An 18342-nucleotide genomic window follows, 5' to 3' on the forward strand; every position below is an offset into this window, starting at 1 on the left:
GTCAGACCGCCGCGCGCAGGGTGTCGATGAGCGGCGTGGTGGGGCGGCCGATGAGAGTGCTCAGGTCGTTGCCGGAGCCGGCCAGCTCCCCGGCGGCGACGGCCTGGTCCACGCCGATGACGAAGCCGGCCGTACCCGCGTCGAGTCCGGCGCCGGCGAGGATCTCGCTCTGCTGTTCGGGGGTGACCTGGTTGACGGTGATGGGCTGGCCGAGCACCTCGGTGAGGGCCGCTGCCCGATCTGCGGTGCTCCAGGCGACATCACCGGCGAGTCGGTAGAGCGGCTTCGGCGCGTCAGAGGTGAGGACTGCGGCTGCCGCTTCTGCGTAGTCGCGGCGGGACGCGGAGGCCACCGCGCCGTCGCCGGCGCTGCTGAGGACGCCGCCGGACTGCGCCGCGGTCTGCAGCTCCCCCAGGTAGTTCTCGTTGTACCAACCGTTCCGCAGGAGCACGTGGTCTACGCCGCTGGCCGCGAGGTACTCCTCGGTGCCGGCATGTTCCGGGGAGACGGGGTTGATCGAGGTGCGCAGCGGCTCGGCCGGGCTGTCGACGCTCGTGTAGGCGACCAGCGCGACACCGGCCTTCTTGGCTGCGTCGATCACGGCGGTGTGCTGCGTAACCCGCTTGCCGAACTCGTTTCCGGAGATCAGCAGCAGTCGGTCGACACCTGCAAGGGCACTCGCGTCCGGTGCGTCGTAGTCGAAAGCCCTGACGGCGACGCCCTTCTCGGCGAGCGGAGCGGCCTTGGCGGTGTTGCGGGCCAGGGCGACGATGTCGCCGGCGGCGACGCCGCGGTCGAGCAGCGCTTCGACGACGTGGGTACCCAGGGCTCCGGTGGCTCCGGTGACGGCAATGGTGCTCATGGCTGATTTCCTCTCGGTGGACGATCTCGTGCGGTAGGTCCGGCGCGGATCTGATCAAGCATCGTTCTGATGACAGTTCATACTGTAGTCAGAACGATTACGGTATGGCAAGATGGGGTCATGCCCAGCCCCACCAACACCCAGTTCGCGGTCGCGGTGCACGTGCTCACCTACCTCGCGGGAACGGCCGCGGCCGGTGAGCACCGATCCGTCAGCTCGGACGAGTTCGCCGCCAGTACGAACGTCACCCCGGTGCACGTGCGCCGGGTGCTGGGTCCGTTGCGCGAGGCCGGCCTCGTCATTTCGAAGCCCGGCCAGGGGGGCGGCTGGGTGCTCGGGGCGGATCCCGCGAGCATCAGTGTCGTGCAGGTGTGGGATCTGGTCCGCGGCGACGAACCGGTGCTCGGTCTGCACGGTCCGAACCCGGACTGCCCGGTCGGCCGCGGGGTGCAGGCGGTCCTCGAGGATCTCGACAGGGCCGTCGCCGCCCGGGTCCGCGCAGAGCTGGCCGGCATCAGCATCGCCGACCTCCTTCAGCGAACCCTGGTCGACCACTCCTGACCAACCCGGTCCGAACCCTGGGTGGCGCTCCGTTCCGGTGGTCGAGCGACGAAGGAGTCGAGACCCGGCCCTTCGGGGACCGAGCAAGCGAGGTACGAGCGCGACGAGATCCCATGAGACGCACGGCCGGGTCTCGTCACGCTCGTCCGTCACTGCTTCCTGTCCTGAGCGACGAAGGAGACGAACGGGACCACCGCACGTCGTCGCAGATCAACCGGTTGGGACCATCGCTGCGGGTGCGGTAGCCTTGGACCTCGCGGCGCTGACTCACGTCGGTGCCGCGCTCGGTTGTTCCGGGCCTGTAGCTCAGGCGGTTAGAGCGCTTCCCTGATAAGGAAGAGGTCGGAGGTTCAAGTCCTCCCAGGCCCACTGGTCACGACTCCTGTCGGCGAGACTCGCCGGCAGGAAGAGGAAAGGTGACGTTGCGATGAAGAAGCTTCTTGTTCTGGCCGCCCTCGGCGGTGGTGTCTACTCCCTGCTCACGAAGCGGAAGAAGCAGGCAGCCGCAGAGGCCAAGCTCTGGGACGAGGCCACCGGCCGCACCGCACCTGCTCCGAAGTAGCCACCCCACCGGGAGGATTCCCGGTCCAGGGGACGTAGCTCAATTGGCAGAGCACCGCCTTTGCAAGGCGGGGGTTGGGAGTTCGATTCTCCTCGTCTCCACAACGCCTGAGGGGCCCGACATGCTGTTGGTCGGGCCCCTCAGGCGTTGATCGGACTGGGTATCGGGACCCTCGGGCGCCCCGCTGCCGGCGCCCTTGTGCGTCTGTCGAGGCGCCCGCCACTCAGGTGATGGGTCGGCCCACGCCCTGCAGGAGCGCCCTCGGCTCCCAGCGCAGATGGGTGTCCAGTGCAGCCGGATCGGTGTCTCTGACCAGTGACAGCCGGGGACGGACCGCATCGGTGCGAGCGTTGGGGGGTTTGCGGCGCCCGGCCTGGAACGGCTTCGGCCACGACGCGCCCGGCCCGTCGTACTCCTGCTCGGCAGCGGCATGCAGCGTCCACTGTGGGTCGTACAGGTGGGCCCGACCCAGTGCGCACAGATCGGCGCGGCCGGCGAGCAGGATCGAATTGACATCGTCGTAGGACGAGATGGCGCCGACGGCGATCACGGCGACCCCTGCGGGCGCTGCAACCTCGTTGCGGATCCGGTCGGCGAACGGAGTTTGGTAACTCCTGCCGAACGCGGGCCTCTCGTGCTGAGCGATCTGACCGGTGGAGACATCGATCCCGGCCACGCCGTGCTCGATGAATGCAGCGGCAATCCGGACGGCGTCGTCCGCGGTCGTCCCACCGTCGATCCAGTCGACAGCAGACATCCGCACAGTGATCGGCCGGTCTGCCGGCCAGGCGGCGCGGACCGCGTCCAGCACCTCCAACGGATAGCGCAGACGGTTCTCGGGCGTCCCGCCGTAGGCATCGGTGCGGTGGTTCGACACGGCAGACAGGAAGGAGGACAACAGGTATCCGTGCGCGCAGTGCAATTCCAGCAGATCGAAACCTGCTGCTGCCGCCCGGATGGTCGCCGCCACGAACTCGCCCTTGATCACCTCCATCTGATCCAGGGTCAGCTCATGAGGAACCTGGCTGCCCGGTCCGTAGGGGAGCGCGGAGGGGCCGACCACCGGCCAGTTGTCGGTCAGCGGCTCGTCCATGCCGTCCCACATCAGTCTGGTGGAGCCCTTGCGGCCCGAGTGCCCGAGTTGAACACCGATCTTGGCCGCCGACTGAGCGTGCACGAAGTCCACCACGTCGGTCCAGCTGTCGCGCTGCTCGTCGGTCCACAGTCCGGTGCAGCCCAGGGTGATCCGGCCGCGCGGTGACACACACACCATCTCGGTCATCACCAGGCCGGCACCGCCCATCGCCTTGCTACCCAGGTGGACGAGGTGGAAGGAGCCCGGCACCCCGTCGGTGGCCGAGTACATGTCCATCGGGGACACGATGATCCGATTGACCAGCTCGAGCTCGCCCAGCCGGAACGGCTGCAGCATGGCGGGCCGCACCTCATCGAGCCCGTTCGCTGCGGCAAAAGCCTGATCGACGAGCGAGGCGAACTCGGGATCACGCACCCGCAGGTTCTCGTAGGTGATCCGGCGGGACCGGGTGAGCAGGTTGAAGCAGAACTGGATCATGTCCTGATCCATGTACTGGCCCAGGTTCTCGAACCACTCGAGGGAGGCCTGCGCAGCTCGCTGGGTGGACTCGACCACCGGTCGGCGTTCAGTCTCGTACGACTGGACCGCGTCATCCAGGCCGGCGTGCTCATGCAGGCACGCGGCCAACGCCAGTGCGTCTTCCATCGCCAGTTTGGTGCCCGATCCGATCGAGAAGTGTGCGGTGTGCGCAGCGTCGCCGATCAGCACGACGTTGCCGCGCCGCCAGGAGCGGTTGCGGACGGTGGTGAAGTTGAGCCATTTCGAGTTGTTGGCCAGCACCTGGTGACCATCCAGTTCTTCGGCGAACAGCGAGCGGATGCGCTCGATCGCGAAATCATCGCTCTGCCCAGGTTCGAAGATCCGGTGCTCGGTGTGGTCGAATCCGGCCGCCCGCCAGACGTCCTCGGTCATCTCGACGATGAAGGTACTGCCGGTGTCCGAGTAGGGATATCCGTGGATCTGCATCACGCCGAACTCGGTCTGCTTGATGAAGAATTCGAATGCCTCGAAGGCCAGATCTGTTCCCAACCAGATGTACTTGCAGTCGTGCCGCTCGATCGTCGGTCCGAATGCGCTCGCGTAGCGCGCTCGGATCGGCGAGTTCACCCCGTCCCCCGCCAGGACCAGGTCATGGGTCGCGGACAGCTCCTCGACGTCCGGTGCGGGGGTGCTGAACCTGACATCGACCCCGAGCTCGACGCAGCGCTGTTGCAACAGCGCCAGCAGATCCTTGCGGGACATGGCGGCAAAGCCCTGGCCACCAGCGGTTTCGGCCTCGCGGCTGCCGTCGACGCGGCTTCGATGGATGTCGATGTCCGTCCACCGGGCGAACCTGGCGGACATCGCCGCGGCGATCGTGGTGTCGGCATTCTCGATGCCGCCGAGGGTCTCGTCCGAGAACACCACGCCGAAACCGAAGGTGTCATCGGCCGCGTTGCGCTCCCACACCGTGATCCGGTGCGCCGGATCCAGTTGCATCATCAGCGCTGAGAAGTACAGACCGGCCGGCCCCCCGCCGACCACGGCGATCTTCACGGGTGTGTCCCGTCGGTTGCGGCGGCGGTACCAACGGCGCCCTCACGGGAACCCTCATCGGCGAGATCTTCGCGGAGACGATAGTGCTGCAGCTTCCCACTCGGATTGCGCGGGAGAGCGGCGATGAAGCGGACTTCCCTCGGGTACTTGTACGGAGCGATCTGTTGCTTCACGAAGTCCTGGATGTCCTTTCGGATCGTTGCACTGGGCTCCACCCCGGGGGTCAGCACCACGAAGGCACAGACCACCGATCCTCGTTCGGAATCGGGTCGCGCGACGACGGCCGTCTCCAGCACCGCCGGATGCTTCTGGATCGCATCTTCGACCTCGGGTGCTCCGATGTTGTAACCGGAGGAGACGATCATGCTGTCGGAGCGGGCATGGAAGGTCAGGTACCCGTCGGCGTCCATCTCGAAGACGTCGCCGGTGATGTTCCAGCCGTCCTTGACGTAGTCGGCCTGCCGATCTCCGGACAGGTAGCGACAACCGGTCGGGCCGATCACCGCCAGCCGCCCCGGAACGCCGATCCCCGCTGCCTGACCGTGTTCGTCGAGCACTGCGATCCGGTATCCGGGAACCGCTCGTCCGGTGGCGCCCGGCCGGATGTCCTCGCCCGCTGCGGAGACGAACACGTGCAGCATCTCGGTGGCGCCGATCCCGTCCACCAGCCGCAGCCCGGTCGCGTCGAAAACCTGTTGCCAGACATCGGCTCCGAGGTGTTCGCCGGCCGAAACGCCGATCCGGAGTCCGGCCAGCAGCGCCACCTTGCCCTGCTTCACGATGGCCCGGTACGCGGTGGGTGCGGTGAACAGCACGGTGACCCCCGCGTCGTGGCACAGCTGCGCCAACTCCACCGGAGCGGCCTTCTCGGTGAGCAGCGTCGAAGCGCCGAAACGCAGCGGGAACACCACCAGTCCACCGAGGCCGAAGGTGAACGCCAACGGCGGCGATCCGCCGAAGACGTCGTCCGGCACCGGTGCGAGTAGGTAGCGGGCGAACGTGTCGGCGTTGGCCAGCACGTCGCGGTGGAAATGCATGGTGATCTTCGGGACTCCGGTCGATCCGGAGGTCGGCCCGAGCAGGGCGACATCGTCGGCGGCAGTGGCCACATCCGTGAATTCGCCGGACTTCAGGCCGCATCGTGCGATGAGATCTTCCGGGCCCGCGCCGCCGAACACCACGGTCGTGGGTAGCGATGGCGCCCCGTCCGGTCCGCTTCCGTCCACCGGCAGGTCGCCGGTGGAACGGTGATCGCACACGAGCACGCTGGGACTGGTGAGTTCGATCAGTTGCCGGACCTCGCCGGTCCGCAGCGCGGGCGAGGTGGTGACCACGACAGCGCCGACCTTGAGCACGGCGAGCCAGCAGGCCACCAGCCACTGGTTGTTCGGGGCCCGCAGCATGACGCGGTTGCCGGGGATCACGCCGAGATCCTCGCGGAACACCTGCGCGATCTGATTCGACCGGCGCAGCAGCTCGCCGTAGCTCCAACTGGGCAGGCCGGGCGCATGCAACGCCGGCCGATCGGCGCCGAAATCGGCGGCTGCGCGGGTGATGAGTTCGGTGGCGGCGTTGAGCTGCACCGGATAGCGCACCTCGGGCACCGTGAACTCGAACGTCGGCCAGGATTCCTGGGGTGGCAGGTGATCGCGGGTGAAGGTGTCTTGATGCGCGCTGGGGCTCAGCGCTTGATGCTGCATCATGGCCGCCGGCTCTCGGAAGTGGCTCGGGTCTGCGACGAACCTGCCGAACCGGGTGCGCGGATCATGCCCTCCTGGGCGACCGTGGCCAACAACTCCCCTGAACGGGTGTGCAGGTGACCGACGGCCAGTCCGCGGGCGTGCTGTGCGGACACGGCCTGCTGGCTGTAGAGCACCCAGTCGTCCAGGCGGGCCGGCCGATGGAACCACATGGCGTGATCGAGGCTCGCGGTCACCAGACCCTCGTCGGCCCAGGCGAGCCCTTGCTGTCGCAACAGCGGTTCCAGGATCGTGTAGTCGCAGACGTAGGCCAGGGCCGCGGTGTGCACCTGCTGATCGTCCGGTAGTCGGCTGAACGGGCGTAGCCACACGGCCTGGACAGCCGTCGGTCCACCGTTGGTCCCGGTGTAGATCGGGCCGGTCACATGGCGCTGGTCGAAGCTGCGACCGAACGACCAGTACCTGGCAGCCGGGCCCGGTACGCCGACCAGGGCATCAGCCGCACTCGGCAGCGATTCCGGGTCCGGCATCCCGGTCGGCATCGGCGCGTGGTGGTCCGCGCCCGGTTCCAGAACCTGGAACGACGCCAGACCGACATAGACGACCTTGTCCGCCTGGTACGCCCGGATCTGACGGGTGGAGAAACTCCGGCCGTCCCGGAGCAACTCCACCTCGTAGCGGATCTGCGCGCCGATCTCGACGGGGCGCAGGAAATAGCTGTGCATCGAGTGCAGAGCACGATCGGCTGCCACCGACCGGAGCGCGGCTGTGGTGGCCTGCGCGACCATGTCTCCCCCGTAGGCCTTCGGCCATGGGCAGGGCTGGGTGGTGGCCAGGAAAGCTCGATCGAAATGCACGGGCTCGGTCGCGGTGAGCTCGATGGCAGCCAGGAAGGTGGCCGCCGTCGGGGGCGCCGCCGCCTCGGCGGCAACCGGGCCGGAGCCATGCTCCGGCGGGTCCGTGTCGGTCGTCATGCCCGACGGAATCCCTCGAGCAAGTCGTCCGGGACCTCGTCGAGATTGACGACGATGTTCTCCGGAGTTCTCGTGGTCAACCAGACGAGGTCGTCAGTGGTGCTCATGTTCGCCTCGACGTGCGGCATGTACGGGGGGACGAACACCCAGTCTCCCTGGGTCATGTCCAGCCATGCGGCGCAGTCGGCGCCGAAGTAGATGCGGCCGTGTCCGGACAGCACATAGCCGCCGGTCTCCGCCTCACCGTGGTGGTGGGGCACCGACCGGTAGCCCGGCTTGTTGCTGACCTGGCCGAACCAGATCCGCGTGGCTGGAGTGTGCGCGATGCTCACCCCGGACACCCGCACGCAATCACCCGACTGTGTGGTGTCGGTGCTCTCCTCGCCGGCTCGGGTCACCACCGGCACCACCCGTCCTTCAGGACCGGCGTACTGCTCGTTGGGCCCGGCTTGCTGCAGACCCGGCTGATCGGGAGTGACCATCAACGTGCTCCTCGGGTAGACGTTCCATGCCGGACTCATTCCGGTCGGCTCACGGCTGGTGCTGCGTTGCTCGATTCCTCGGCGGCGGTGAACCTGACGGTGTTGTCCAACCGGCCCAGGGTCTCTATCTCGGTCACCATCCGGCTGCCGTCGCGCAGGTAGGTGGGCGGCTTCGAGGCACTTCCGACCCCACCCGGCGTCCCCATCAGCACCAGGTCCCCGATCCGCAAGGTGGTGAAGGTGGAGATGTAGGCCAACAGGCTCGGGGCGTCGAAGACGAGTTCTCGGGTGTTGCTCTCCTGGCGGACCTGGTCGTCGACCGTGCAGCGGAGGGTCAGTCCGGCCACCGGATCGACCTCATCAGGGGTGATCAGGACCGGGCCGACCGGTGTGCTGGCATCCCAGGCCTTGCCCTGGAACCACTGCAGCGTGCGGTGTTGCCAGTCGCGCATCGAGAGGTCGTTCGCGATCGTGTAACCGGCGATCCCCCTGGCCGCAGTGTCCCGGTCGGCGCGCACCAGGGTGGCACCGACCACCACCGCCAGCTCGGCTTCCCAGTCGAGAGCCTCTTGGGCGGCCGGCGGCACCAGGATGTCGTCGTCTGCCCCGATCAGGGTGTCGGCGTACTTGGCGAACAGGGTCGGATACTCCGGCAGCGCGCGACCCATCTCGGTGATGTGATCGGCGAAGTTCAAGCCGCAGCAGATCACCTTGCCCGGGTTGACGACCACCGGCGCGAGGCTGAACTGCTCGGTGAGTGGCGCCTCGTCCAACGCTCTACGCGCGGTCTCTGCCCAGGACGGAGTGGCCAGCAGGGCCTCGACGCTGGGGGCCGGCAGGGGGTGATGTCGGCCATCGGCGTCCTGCACCGTCGCCTGGGTCCGCTCAGCTCGTCGTACCGTGGCCAGTCGCATTGCCCCTCCGCCCTCGAACCTGCCTGCTCCGGACTTTTATACTCTAATCCTTACGGCCGTCAATAGAACAGAATGTATCATCGTGGTCCAACGCTGTCCGGCTCGTCACGAGGGAGACCTTCATGCCGCACGAGAACGTCAACCCACCGAACTTGGCGCGGCCCAGCGGGTTCGCCCACGCGACGGTCGCTCCGGCCGGCGCTCGGATCGTGCATCTCAGCGGGCAGACGGCCATGGACGCGGACGGGACGATCGTGCCCGGCGGAATCCTGGAGCAGTTCAGGCAGGCATTCGGCAATGTGCTCACCGCGCTGGCGGCGGCCGGCGGCACGCCGGACGACCTGGTGTCGGTGACCATCTATCTCACCGACGTGCCCGATTACCAGGCCAACGGGCGACAGATCGGCAGGATCTGGCGCGAGCTGGCCGGCACCCACTACCCGGCCATGGCCGGCATCGGGATCACCAGGCTGTGGCAACCCGAGGCCCTGATCGAGATCTCCGCAGTGGCGGCCCTGGACTGATCAGGCCCAGCCGCTGCGGACGAACCATTGGACTCGGACAGGCCGCTGCGGACAGCAAGGCCTCCGCTGGGCGTGCCGTCAGATCCTGACCCGACAGCTCATCGCGGATCGAGCAGCTGCCGGGCGTACTCACGGCTCGGCGCGGCCCAGCGCTGATGCAGTTCCATGAACAGGCTCTCCGCCCGACCGCCGGGCCAGCTCGCCGGCAACAACTCGTTGGGTAGACCCGGATCCAGATAGGGCAACTGCCGCCATTCGGTGACCAGCGGAACGTGGTGTGCGAAGGCGGCGGCCGGTGACAACTCGGCGCCGGTTGCCAGCGATGCGTGCTGCTCGACGAACGACGAGTAGTGCTCGGCCAAGCTGTCCAGATCCCACCAACGGGCGACCTTGGCCTTCAGGCCCTCGGTGTCCCGGTAGGTGGCCGTGAAGAACTCCACGTACGAGTCCAGTCGCTCGCGGGCCAAGCGCGCCCCCACGGCTTCGGCGACACCGGCCGGCGCGATCCAGAGCCCGGGTGCCACCGCCCCGAAGCCCCACCGCCGCAACACCATCCGGATTCTGTGACGGAGATTGCGCTGTGATTCCGGCACGGTGAAAGTGGCCAGCAGCCAACTGTCGGACGCCTCGCTGTGACGCACGAAGATCCGCCGGTCACCCTCGTCGAAGACCTCTCGCAGGTGTGGGGCCAAGGCGTAGGCCGCCGCGCCGTCGAGGACCGCACTGACCAGAACCTCGCGTTTCTTGAGCCGGAACACCGATGAGCGGACACTGGCCGGTTCCACCCCGAGGTCGCCGAGCATCCGGATCAGGACGGAGATCGGGATCGCTCCACGCAGATCCCGGTAGAGCCCGAACGCCGTGACGATCAGGTACTGCTGCCGCGGCGCGGTCAAAGGACGGTCGGACACTCCGTGAGAATAGGCGACCATGTCCAGAACTCCGTGATCAGCGAATACGGCCACAGCTCCGGATGCGGTGGCTCAGCATGATGTGCCCGGAATGAATTGTCCTGCGGGATCCGACCAGCCCCGAGCACCCACCCGGGAAGCGCCCCGCCGGTCGGTCTTGGGCAGTGAGTCCCCTGCAGCGGGTGCCCGGCCAGTGGTCCTCAGGAGGACGGATGCTCCAGTGCGGCCGTCATGGTGATCTCGGCGGCGGCGAACAGCTTGGACACCGGACAGGTCACCTTGGCCTGCTCGGCGAAGGCGGTGAACTCGTCGACCGTCAGGCCTTCGACCTCGCCCCGGGTCCGCAGGGCGACCCTGGAGATCGAGAAGCTGCCGCCGACCTCTTCCATGGTGACGGTGGCGTCGGTGCTGACCAGGTGATTCTGGTGGCCGGCTTCATCCAGCAGGCTGCTCAGAGCCATCGAGAAACAGCCCGCGTGGGCGGCGCCGAGCAACTCCTCGGGATTGGTGGCGGCGGTGTCCTCCACCCTCGACTTCAGCGAGAACGGGAGTTCGGCACCGGCGCGACCCAGGCGCATCAGGCCGGAACCCTTCTCCACCGGTCCCGACCACGAGGCGAAGGCATGACGCAGAATCTTCATGTTTATACTCTCCTTTGGACGACCGTCATCAGAACGTGTCAACTGTACAAGACCCGCCGCCACGCCCTCGGAGCGGCCTGCGAGAGGAAACACCATGCCGGCAGGGATCGTTCGTACCGAGGCAGATCCGGTGACCATCCACAGTGCCGAGGACGTCACCGCCCAGTTCGCCGCGAGCGGGATCGCGGCGAACTGTCTCGTCGGCGCCGACGGGCGGGCCGAGGCCATGACACAGCACATGCTGACCGTCCCCGCAGGCGAGTACCAGGTTCCCGCAGCAGCTCACCACGATCACCTCTTGTACGTCCTGTCAGGGACCGGTCAGGTGGGCGCCCGCGACCGGTCAGCTCCGTTGACCGCGGGAACGGCTGCGTTGATACCGGCTGGTGAGAAGTGGGCCGTCAGCGCCGACTCCCCGGGGTTGCATGTTTCCTGTGTGCGGCTCCCGACGCCGGGCCTGCCGGCGGCGGCCGGTCAATGGCAGGAGCCGGGAGCCTGGGCGCTGACCAATCACGTCGGGGAGCAGGCCCGCCAGGCGGCCACCTCCGACCGCGAGTTCGAAGTGTTGTACGACCGCGCCAACGGCTGCGGCGGAGCGACCCAGTTCATCGGCTTCATCCCGCAGACCGGCGCGCCGGAGCACTACCACCTCTACGACGAGATCTGCACCGTCGTGCGGGGGACCGGCCGACTGCTCGTCGGCGACACCGTGCAGGATCTGACGGCCGGCTCGACCTTCCATGTACCGCCGCGCTTCCTGCACGCGGTCCACAATTCGGGTGCCGACGACCTGCACATGCTGGGTGTGTTCCGACCGTCCGGCTCCGCTGCGGCGGCGTACTACCCGGATGGACGTGCGGCCTTCTCCGCCTGATGACCCGGCGCGGGCGCCATATCGGTCATGTTACGAAAAAATGACGACCGCAAAATTCTTTACACAGCCCGGTCCTGATGACACGATCGCTGGCAGCCCAGCAGCCCATCGAGTGCAAGGTCGTGACCCATGCGCCGTTCCCAGTTCGTCAAAGGTATTGCCGCCATCGCTTGCCTGACGATGTCCGTCACAGGCTGCGCCGGCGGAAACTCTGCCGGCGGAAGCTCCGTCGGTGGCGGGACGAGCACCACACCGACTGTCGGCAGCACAGCGGACGCCTCTTCGGTGACCCCGCCCCCGTCCTCGGCAACCGGATCCACCCCGTCGGGGTCGACCCCCGAATCCACCCCGTCGGGGTCGACCCCCGGCTCCAGCTCGCCGCCGAGCGCCTCGGGGAAAGCCTGCGCCGGTTCCATCGGCTTCATGGGTCCGATCACCGGCGGCGCTGCCGCCATCGGCGGTGAGCAGTTGCACTTCGCCCAGTTGGCTGTCAAGACGTTCAACGCCGCGAACTCCTCCACCTACGACATCGTCCAGGGCGACACCCAGCTCGACCCCGGTCAGGCCAGCACGGTGGCGCAGCAGTTCGTCTCGAACGACGCGATCCTGGGTGTCGTCGGGCCGGCAGGCAGCCAGGAGGTGGACGCGATCGGCCCGGTGTTCAGCGAGGCATCACTGTCGTTCGTCAGCTCATCGGCGACCGCCACCGAGTTGACGGCCGGTAAGTACCCGGCCTTCTTCCGGACGATCCCGAACGACGCAGTGCAAGGGCCCACCGATGCCACCTTCATCGCCGAGAAGCTGAACGCCAAGAACGTCGTGATCGTGCAGGAGAAGACCTCCTACGGTCAGGGACTGGCCGCCTCCGTCGGGGACGCATTGAAGACCAAAGGCGTTGCGGTGACGGTCGTTCCGGTCAGCAAGGACCAGCCCGACTACTCAGCAGTGGTGACGAAGGTGGCCGCGGACACGGACGTCGTGTTCGCCACCTTCCAGATCGCGGCCAATACCCAGGTCCTGGCCACCCAGCTCAAGCAGCAGGGCAAGAAGGCCGTGGTGTTCGGTTCTGACGGCTCGTTCTCGGCCGATTTCAAGACCCCCGGCGGGTACGTCTCCTCCTTCGCGCCGGATGTGAAGTCGATCCCGTCCGCCGATGCCGTGGTGAAGGCCTACACGTCGCAGTACGGCGACTTCGCCACCACCTACGGCCCGCCGACCTACGTCGCGACGCAGGCCATTCTGCAGGCAGCCCAACGGGCGTGCGAGGCCGGTAGCTCCGATCGCGCAGCGGTCCTGGCACAGATGAAGTCGACCAAGATCGCCGACTCGATCCTGGGCGGCACCCTGACCTTCACGGCCTCCGGTGACGTCGAGGGCGCCAAGTTCTACGTGTTCAAGATCGGAGCCGACGGCACGCCGGAGCTCGTCCAGTAGCTCGTCCCCCCAGGTGCGCGCGGAACGAAAGGGCTTCGAGTGGAGTTTTTCGGTCAACAACTGGTCAACGGGCTGACGCTCGGCAGCGTCTACGCCTTGATCGCGCTGGGCTACACCCTCATCTACGGTGTGCTGCAACTGCTTAACTTCGCGCACGGCGATGTGTACATGGTCGGCGCCTTCATCGGCTTCTTCGTGATGATCGGGCTGGGCGGTCCCGCCGCCCCGATCGTCCCGGTGTGGTTGATGATCATGGCGATGTTCCTGGCGGCCATGCTGGGGAGCGGAATTCTCGGCGTGCTGATCGAACAGTTCGCCTATCGCCCGTTGCGCAACTCGCCTCGGATCGCCCCGCTGATCAGTGCGCTCGGCGTTTCGTTGTTCCTGCAGAACGCGGTGCTGCTGCTGTTCGGTCCGCGGATCCGCGACTACGCCACCACCGAGTACATACCGATCGGCAGTGGATTCTCGATCGGTGCGATCCGCATCGATCCGATGCGCATTCTCGTCGTCGTGCTCTCGGTGATCTTGATGCTCGTCCTGGTGCGTCTGGTCAACCGCACCAGGTTCGGTCGCGGCATGCGGGCCGTTGCCTTCGATCGCGAGGCCGCGGTGATGATGGGCATCGACGTGAACAGGGTGGTGGTGCTGACGTTCTTCTGTGCTTCCGCGCTGGCCGGCGCCGCCGGTGTGATGGTGGGACTTGTCTTCTTCAACGTCTCCAACTTCATGGGATTCCTGGCCGGCCTGAAGGGCTTCACGGCAGCGGTGGTGGGCGGCATCGGTTCGGTGGGTGGCGCCATGGTCGGCGGCTTGCTGATCGGGTTGTTGGAGGCCTTTGCCACCGGTTACCTGTCAGCCAATCTGGCCAACCTGATCTCGTTCGTCGCGCTCATTGCTGTCATGTTGGTCAAACCGCGCGGCTTGCTCGGACGTTCGGCGATTGTGAAGGTGTGAGATGACCGGTGACGATCCGACCGAGGGCGCCCGCTCGATCAGCGGGAGCGATCCGATCAGCGGAGACCCCGGTCCAGGTCCCGGGACACTCGCGGTCAGTCCGCTGGGGATCGGAACCGACGAATGGGTGGCCCAGCACGAAACCCGGACGACCGCCGGGAACGGTCTGGGGGCACGGGTCACGCTCCTGTGGACGAAATTGCCGGCCGCCGTGCGATGGGGGCTTCCGCTGCTGGTGTTCTTGCTGTTCCCGGTCGTGGTGTCCAGCGGCTATCTGTTGCGGATCGGGGTCAATCTGGGCCTGTTCGCGCTGCTCGCGCTCGGCCTGAACGTGGTCGTCGGTTATGCCGGTCTGCTCGATCTGGGATTCGTGGCGTTCTACGGGTGCGGGGCCTACGCCTACGCGCTGCTGTCGTCGGACCAACTCGGTGTCCATCTGCCGACCTGGGTGTCCGTTCCCGCTGCGGTGCTGTTCACCGGCCTGATCGGGCTGCTGGTCAGCTTGCCCTCCCGGCGGTTGAGCGGCGACTATCTGGCCATCGTCACGCTGTTCTTCGGTCAGATCTTCACCGAACTGGTGCTGGCCGGCGACGCGGTGAGCCTGCCTGGTTCGAGTGATCCGGTGGACATCACCGGTGGGGCCAACGGCATCTCAGGGGTCAGCGGTTGGTCGTTGTTCGGATTCACTTTCAGCGGTAACCGTTCCTACTACTACCTGGTGCTGTTCTTCGTCGTCATCCTGGTCCTGGGGCTTTCTCGGATCAGCCGGACCCGGATGGGGCGGGCCTGGCGCGCGATCGGTGAGGACCCACTCGCGGCTGCGGCCATGACGATCCGGGTGAACCGGCTCAAGTTGCTGGCCTTCGTGGTCGGTGCCGGGATCGCCGGGCTGAGCGGAACGATCTTCGCGGCCGTGCAGGTCGGCGTCTATGCCAGCACATTCGACCTGCCGATGCTGATCCTGTTGTACGCAGCGGTGATTCTCGGCGGCAGCGGCTCGCTGCCAGGCACCCTGATCGGCGCCGCGATCATGAGCCTGCTGCCCGAAGTGTTGCGACAGCCCAACTACAGCGAGCTGCTGTTCTTCGTGGGTCTGATCGCCGGGGTGGTCTGGATCCTCAGGCCGAAGATCGCCGCGCTGGTGATTGCCGGCACCGTGGCCCTGGGGTTCGGGATCAACGTGGTGCTGTTGGCTGTCGGCGTGCCGTACCTGTCGGCCGATGAGTGGACCAAGGGCGTCATCGGGCAGCTCCTGGGCCGCTGGCTGTTCGTCCCGCAGGAGCGGCTGCTCTGGGGCAACGTTGCGTTCGTGTTGTTGATCGCCTCGGTGGCGGTGTTCTCGCGGATGCGCGGTCGCGCGAAGCTGTGGTTCCTGCCCGTGCTGCTGTGGTTGGCCGTGTTCGTGTGGATGGTGCGCCTGTCGACGGAATCCAGCCTGACCCGTCAGCTGGTGATCGGATCGACGCTGGTGGTGCTGATGATCGCCCGGCCGCAGGGTCTTTTCGGCCGGCAACGGGTGGAGGTGCTGTGATCAGCCCGGACGGATCGAACCGGACCCGGCTGCTTGAACTCTCGCAGCTGAGCAAGAGTTTCGGCGGACTGCGCAGTCTGCAGGAGCTGGATCTCTGGGTCGACGCCGGAGAGGTGGTGAGTGTGATCGGCCCCAACGGCGCGGGCAAGACCACCCTGTTCAATGTGATCACCGGGATCTACTCACCCACGTCCGGTGACGTGAGGTTCGACGGCCGGTCCCTGGTGGGTGCAACCCCCGCCGACATCGCCTCCCGCGGCATCGCCCGGACGTTCCAGACGGTGCGCCTGTTCCTCAACATGTCAGTGCGCGACAACGTGATGGCGGCAACCTTCGGCCACACCAAGGCCGGACTCTGGCGCTCGGCCCTGGGTACCCCGGGATCGCGTCGCGAGGAGCGCGAGGTCCGCGCCCGCGCCGAAGAGCTGCTGTCGTTCTTCGGCACCCGACTGATGGGATATCGGTGGGATCAACCGGCCTATTCGCTGTCCTATGCCAATCGGCGACGGCTCGAGATCGCCCGTGCCATGGCCACCGGCGCCAGGATGCTGCTCCTGGACGAGCCGGCGGCTGGGATGAACCCGTCGGAAACGCATGAGATCAGCGAGCTCGTGGGAAGACTCCGCGACGAACGCGGGTACACCATCATGATCATCGAACACGACATGCACGTCGTGGAGGGAGTCAGTGATCGGGTGATCGCGCTGGATCACGGCGTGAAGATCGCGGACGGGCTGTTCGACGAGGTCGCCGCGCACCCCGACGTCGTCGAAGCCTACTTGGGTCGCGGAACGGCGGGCACGAAATGAGGGGCTTCCGGAAGACCGGACCCGTTGCTGCGCACAGTGATTCATCTGGGTCCGGCCGCCCGGTCGGGGAGCCGCTGCTGCGTCTGGTGGAGGTGAACACCTACTACGGCCAGGTCCACATCCTGCAGGGAGTGACGTTGGAGGTGGCCGACGGTGAACTGGTGTGCTTGCTGGGCGGAAACGCCTGCGGCAAGTCCACAACCCTCAAGACGATCCTCGGCCTGGTGGCGCCCCGGTCCGGGCGGGTGCTGTTCGATGGCCAGGACGTGACCAGCTGGTCGCCGTCCCGACGGATCGCCGGCGGGATGGCAGTCGTTCCGGAGAACCGGCGCTTGTTCGCACCGATGACCGTGACGGAGAACCTCCGGATCGGCGCCTATGTGCACGGCGATGCCAGGGCAGAAGATTTCGACCGGGTGTACAGCCTGTTCCCCTTGTTGGCCGAGCGCCGGAACCAGTTGGCGGGCACGCTGTCCGGCGGCGAGCAGCAGATGGTGGCCGTGGGGCGGGCGCTGATGTCGCGGCCGAGGGTGCTGCTGATGGACGAACCGTCGATGGGGCTGTCGCCGCGCCTGGTGGAGCAGAGTTTCGAACTGATCTCCGAACTCCATGCAGCCGGCGTCTCGATGCTGGTGATCGAGCAGAACGCGAACATGGCACTGTCCGTGGCTGATCGAGGGTATGTGCTTCAAACCGGTCGCATCGTGCTGACCGGACCGGCCGGAGAACTGGCCGCCCACGAAGAATTGAGGAGGGCTTATCTTGGCCGTTGAGGAAGAAACATCCACCGGATCGGTAGCTGTATCGCCAGCTGCATCGTCAGGTTCCCTGTCGGAGTCCATCCGACACCGGTTTCCGATCTTCGAGCATCTCACCTACGTCAACAGTTGTTCCCAGGGCGCGCTGTCGGATTCTGTGCGGGCGGCCTACCAGGACTACCTGGACGGACTGGAGCGGGAAGGATCGTTGTGGGAACACTGGGTGGGCAAGCAGGAATCTGTCCGCGACCAGTTGGCCACGCTGCTCGGAGCGACGCCGGCCGAGATCGCGGTGACCACCTCGGGGTCCGCCGCCGTCAGCTCGCTGGCGAGCTCGTTCGACTTCGGCAACGGGCGGACCAAGGTGGTGACCACCGACCTCGAGTTCCCGATGATCGGTCAGATCTGGCATGCCCAGGAACGGCGCGGGGCCGAGGTGGTCCACGTACCGGCGGATCCGGACAACACGATCCCGCTGGATCGGTTCGCCGACGCGATCGACGATCGGACGGCCATCGTCTCGCTGACCCAGGTCTGCTATCGGAACGGGGCGAGGATGGACCTTGCGCCGATCATCGAGCTGGCGCACTCTCGTGGCGCGCTGGTGCTGGTGGATGCCTACCAGGGGGTCGGCGCCGTACCGCTGGACGTCGCCGAACTCGACGCCGATTTCGTCACCGGAGGTGTGCTGAAGTACCTGTTGTCCTCACCGGGTGTGGGTTTTCTGTACGCCAAGCAGGCCACGACTGCAGCCCTGCAGCCGACGGTGACCGGCTGGTTCGCCGCGCGGGACATCTTCGCGATGGACATCCACTCCTACGACCCTGCCCAGGATGCCCGTCGCTTCGAGTCAGGCACCCCGGCAGTCCCGAGTCTGTATGCGGCGGAGGCCGGAATCTCCTTGATGCTGCAGATCGGCGTCGCCGATTCCTGGTTGCACGTGCAGAGCCTGCTGGCCCAGCTACGCGCCGGCATTGAGGGCATCGGTGGAACCGTGGCGACGCCGGCCGCGCTGGCCGGACCGATGTTGGCGGTGGCGACCACGGACGAGCACGCCGCAGTGAAGGCGTTGGAGAACGACGGCGTCATCGTCAGCTCCCGTGACGGCAACGTCCGGATCTCGCCGCACTGCTACAACAATGACGCGGACGTCGAGGCCGTGATCGCGGCCCTGCACCGGAATCGACACCTGTTGCGCTGACCAGCGCAGCCGCAC

19 protein-coding genes and 2 tRNA genes are annotated in these 18342 nt (G+C 66.8%); 12 read left to right on the plus strand and 9 right to left on the minus strand.

Annotation, left to right across the window (positions count from 1 at the left end; all coding sequences use genetic code 11):
* Position 1: 1 nt before the first annotated feature.
* Entirely contained in the window at positions 2-862 is an 861-nt protein-coding gene (locus ABLG96_RS00120; protein ID WP_353649417.1) for an SDR family oxidoreductase, read from the minus strand.
* Between the two features lie 120 nt (positions 863-982).
* On the opposite strand from ABLG96_RS00120, the gene ABLG96_RS00125 reads away from it, so the two are divergent.
* The 4 genes from ABLG96_RS00125 (at position 983) to ABLG96_RS00140 (ending at position 2086) form a co-directional block, all read left to right on the plus strand.
* On the plus strand, positions 983-1423 hold the full coding sequence (locus ABLG96_RS00125) for an Rrf2 family transcriptional regulator (protein ID WP_353649418.1): 441 nt from the start codon (positions 983-985) through the stop codon (positions 1421-1423).
* A 295-nt stretch (positions 1424-1718) separates the two neighbouring features.
* Positions 1719-1792, plus strand: a tRNA-Ile gene (locus ABLG96_RS00130).
* A 58-nt stretch (positions 1793-1850) separates the two neighbouring features.
* A complete protein-coding gene (locus ABLG96_RS00135) occupies positions 1851-1985 on the plus strand; it encodes a DLW-39 family protein (protein WP_353649419.1) in 135 nt (44 codons plus the stop codon).
* Positions 1986-2013: 28 nt separating this feature from the next.
* Positions 2014-2086, plus strand: a tRNA-Ala gene (locus ABLG96_RS00140).
* Positions 2087-2208: 122 nt separating this feature from the next.
* On the opposite strand, the gene ABLG96_RS00145 is transcribed toward ABLG96_RS00140, so the two are convergent.
* The 5 genes from ABLG96_RS00145 to ABLG96_RS00165 are packed head-to-tail and all read right to left on the minus strand — an operon-like array spanning position 2209 to position 8687.
* Complete coding sequence (locus ABLG96_RS00145) at positions 2209-4617, minus strand: bifunctional salicylyl-CoA 5-hydroxylase/oxidoreductase (protein ID WP_353649420.1); 2409 nt, start codon at positions 4615-4617, stop codon at positions 2209-2211.
* Entirely contained in the window at positions 4614-6317 is a 1704-nt protein-coding gene (locus tag ABLG96_RS00150; protein ID WP_353651624.1) for an AMP-binding protein, read from the minus strand. Before ABLG96_RS00150 ends, ABLG96_RS00145 begins: the two co-directional genes overlap by 4 nt.
* Positions 6317-7291 (minus strand): acyl-CoA thioesterase domain-containing protein, encoded by a 975-nt coding sequence (locus ABLG96_RS00155; protein WP_353649421.1) that lies wholly within the window; start codon positions 7289-7291, stop codon positions 6317-6319. The genes ABLG96_RS00150 and ABLG96_RS00155 overlap by 1 nt, the downstream gene beginning before the upstream one ends.
* A complete protein-coding gene (locus tag ABLG96_RS00160) occupies positions 7288-7773 on the minus strand; it encodes a cupin domain-containing protein (RefSeq protein ID WP_353649422.1) in 486 nt (161 codons plus the stop codon). Before ABLG96_RS00160 ends, ABLG96_RS00155 begins: the two co-directional genes overlap by 4 nt.
* A 35-nt stretch (positions 7774-7808) precedes the next feature.
* On the minus strand, positions 7809-8687 hold the full coding sequence (locus ABLG96_RS00165) for a fumarylacetoacetate hydrolase family protein (RefSeq protein ID WP_353649423.1): 879 nt from the start codon (positions 8685-8687) through the stop codon (positions 7809-7811).
* Positions 8688-8809: 122 nt separating this feature from the next.
* On the opposite strand from ABLG96_RS00165, the gene ABLG96_RS00170 reads away from it, so the two are divergent.
* Entirely contained in the window at positions 8810-9211 is a 402-nt protein-coding gene (locus tag ABLG96_RS00170; RefSeq protein ID WP_353649424.1) for a RidA family protein, read from the plus strand.
* Between the two features lie 98 nt (positions 9212-9309).
* Here ABLG96_RS00170 and ABLG96_RS00175 read toward each other — a convergent pair whose 3' ends face one another.
* A complete protein-coding gene (locus ABLG96_RS00175) occupies positions 9310-10122 on the minus strand; it encodes a PaaX family transcriptional regulator C-terminal domain-containing protein (protein WP_353649425.1) in 813 nt (270 codons plus the stop codon).
* 200 nt (positions 10123-10322) lie between these two features.
* A complete protein-coding gene (locus tag ABLG96_RS00180) occupies positions 10323-10763 on the minus strand; it encodes an OsmC family peroxiredoxin (protein WP_353649426.1) in 441 nt (146 codons plus the stop codon).
* 130 nt (positions 10764-10893) lie between these two features.
* On the opposite strand from ABLG96_RS00180, the gene ABLG96_RS00185 reads away from it, so the two are divergent.
* The gene (locus tag ABLG96_RS00185; protein WP_353649427.1) at positions 10894-11637 is read left to right on the plus strand and encodes a cupin domain-containing protein; all 744 of its coding nucleotides are present in this window, start codon (positions 10894-10896) and stop codon (positions 11635-11637) included.
* A gap of 59 nt (positions 11638-11696) precedes the next feature.
* Here the strand turns inward: ABLG96_RS00185 and ABLG96_RS00190 are convergent, their stop codons facing one another.
* Positions 11697-12062 (minus strand): hypothetical protein, encoded by a 366-nt coding sequence (locus tag ABLG96_RS00190; protein WP_353649428.1) that lies wholly within the window; start codon positions 12060-12062, stop codon positions 11697-11699.
* Between ABLG96_RS00190 and ABLG96_RS00195 the strand changes: the two genes are divergently transcribed.
* From ABLG96_RS00195 to ABLG96_RS00220, 6 genes are all read left to right on the plus strand, one after another.
* Positions 12061-13071, plus strand: a complete 1011-nt coding sequence (locus ABLG96_RS00195) for a branched-chain amino acid ABC transporter substrate-binding protein (protein WP_353649429.1) — start codon at positions 12061-12063, stop codon at positions 13069-13071. The two genes, ABLG96_RS00190 and ABLG96_RS00195, sit on opposite strands and share 2 nt — an antisense overlap.
* Positions 13072-13110: 39 nt before the next feature.
* Entirely contained in the window at positions 13111-14028 is a 918-nt protein-coding gene (locus ABLG96_RS00200) for a branched-chain amino acid ABC transporter permease (RefSeq protein ID WP_353649430.1), read from the plus strand.
* Position 14029: 1 nt separating this feature from the next.
* Positions 14030-15559, plus strand: a complete 1530-nt coding sequence (locus tag ABLG96_RS00205; protein ID WP_353649431.1) for a branched-chain amino acid ABC transporter permease — start codon at positions 14030-14032, stop codon at positions 15557-15559.
* A complete protein-coding gene (locus tag ABLG96_RS00210; RefSeq protein ID WP_353649432.1) occupies positions 15556-16368 on the plus strand; it encodes an ABC transporter ATP-binding protein in 813 nt (270 codons plus the stop codon). Before ABLG96_RS00205 ends, ABLG96_RS00210 begins: the two co-directional genes overlap by 4 nt.
* Positions 16365-17141, plus strand: a complete 777-nt coding sequence (locus ABLG96_RS00215) for an ABC transporter ATP-binding protein (protein ID WP_353649433.1) — start codon at positions 16365-16367, stop codon at positions 17139-17141. Before ABLG96_RS00210 ends, ABLG96_RS00215 begins: the two co-directional genes overlap by 4 nt.
* A 142-nt stretch (positions 17142-17283) precedes the next feature.
* The gene (locus ABLG96_RS00220) at positions 17284-18327 is read left to right on the plus strand and encodes an aminotransferase class V-fold PLP-dependent enzyme (protein ID WP_353649434.1); all 1044 of its coding nucleotides are present in this window, start codon (positions 17284-17286) and stop codon (positions 18325-18327) included.
* Positions 18328-18342 lie beyond the last annotated feature (15 nt).

It is taken from the genome of Nakamurella sp. A5-74 (assembly GCF_040438885.1).
GTDB lineage: Bacteria > Actinomycetota > Actinomycetes > Mycobacteriales > Nakamurellaceae > Nakamurella.